Here is a 1,278-nt window from a genome sequence, read left to right as displayed (position 1 = left end):
AGCCCGCCAGGGCGAGTTCGCAGGCGAGGAACGTGCCGACCGGGCCGGCGCCCACGATCGCGACGTCGTGCACGGGGCTCACCGGCCCTGCTCGTCGATCAGGTCGACCAGATCCCGGGCCGTGTTGCCCTCGGAGTCCATCGCGCGGACCTCGGCACCTTCGAACACGACCTCCTCGGTGGGGCGCCGGAACATCGCCTCCTCGTACTCGGCGAGCGCGGCATCGACGTCATCGGGGTGCGCGGCGAGGGACTTCCCGAGTTCGGCGCCGTCGAGCATGGCGAGGTTGGCGCCCTCGCCGTTCGGGGCCGCGAGGTGGGCGGCGTCGCCGAGCAGGGTCACCCCCGGCACCCTGTCCCACCGGAGCCCGGTCGGCAGCGTGTAGTGGGGGCGCAGGACCGGCGCGGTGTCGGTGTCGGTGATCAGCGCGGTGAGTTCCGGCGCCCAGCCGTCGAACTCCTGCGCGATGCGCGCGGTGGCCGCCGCGGAGTCGGTGAAGTCGATGGCGGCGAACCAGTCCCGCTCCCTGGCGAGCTGTACGTAGGTGTGCAGGGTGGCGCCGCTCTCCCGGTGGGCGAAGATCTCCTTGCCCGGAGAGGGCGCGATCATCGACCCGCCGCCGACCGCCCCGGCCGCAGCCGGGTGCCGGGTGTCGGCCTCGAACAGGTAGGTCTCCACGAACGACGTGCCGGCGTACTCGGGGGTGGCGTCGCACAGCAGCGGCCGGACCCGGGACCACGCGCCGTCCGCACCGACCAGCAGACCGGCGACGAGGGCGCACCCGCAGGCGAACGTCACCTCGTGACCGCCGTCGCCGAGCCCGCGGACGCCGCTGACCCTGTGGTCCCACCGCACGGTGCCGGCCGGGAGCGAGTCGAGCAGCATCTGCCGCAGCGCACCGCGCATCACCTCGGGGCGACCGCCGTCCTCGTCGGCCTTCTCCAGCAGGACGGTCCCGTCCCGGTCGAGGACCCGCAACGCCTGGCGGCCCTCGATGACGATGGCGCGGAACTCGTCCATCAGACCGGCGGCTCGGAGGGCGAGCTGCCCGTTGTAGTCGTGGATGTCGAGCATCCCGCCCTGCGTGCGCGCGGCCGGAGAGGGATCGGCCTCGTAGACCCTGGACCGGATGCCGTTGACGTGCAGGACGCGGGCCAGGACCAGTCCGCCGAGTCCGGCACCGATGATCGTGACAGGGCTGTTCAAGATGGTGACTCCCGTCGGTCGGGCCGCCCGGCGAACCCCGGGCGGCGGCCGTGCTGGCGCTGGCGCGGCGGC

At 73.6% G+C, this 1,278-nt stretch carries 1 protein-coding gene; it reads right to left on the bottom strand.

The features are described from left to right. Positions 1-78: 78 nt before the first annotated feature. Complete coding sequence (locus ABZ885_RS41400) at positions 79-1,206, bottom strand: NAD(P)/FAD-dependent oxidoreductase (RefSeq protein WP_360200408.1); 1,128 nt, start codon at positions 1,204-1,206, stop codon at positions 79-81. Positions 1,207-1,278 lie beyond the last annotated feature (72 nt).

Source organism: Kitasatospora sp. NPDC047058, assembly GCF_040643935.1.
GTDB lineage: Bacteria > Actinomycetota > Actinomycetes > Streptomycetales > Streptomycetaceae > Kitasatospora.
This window is presented reverse-complemented; position numbering and strand designations above follow the sequence as displayed.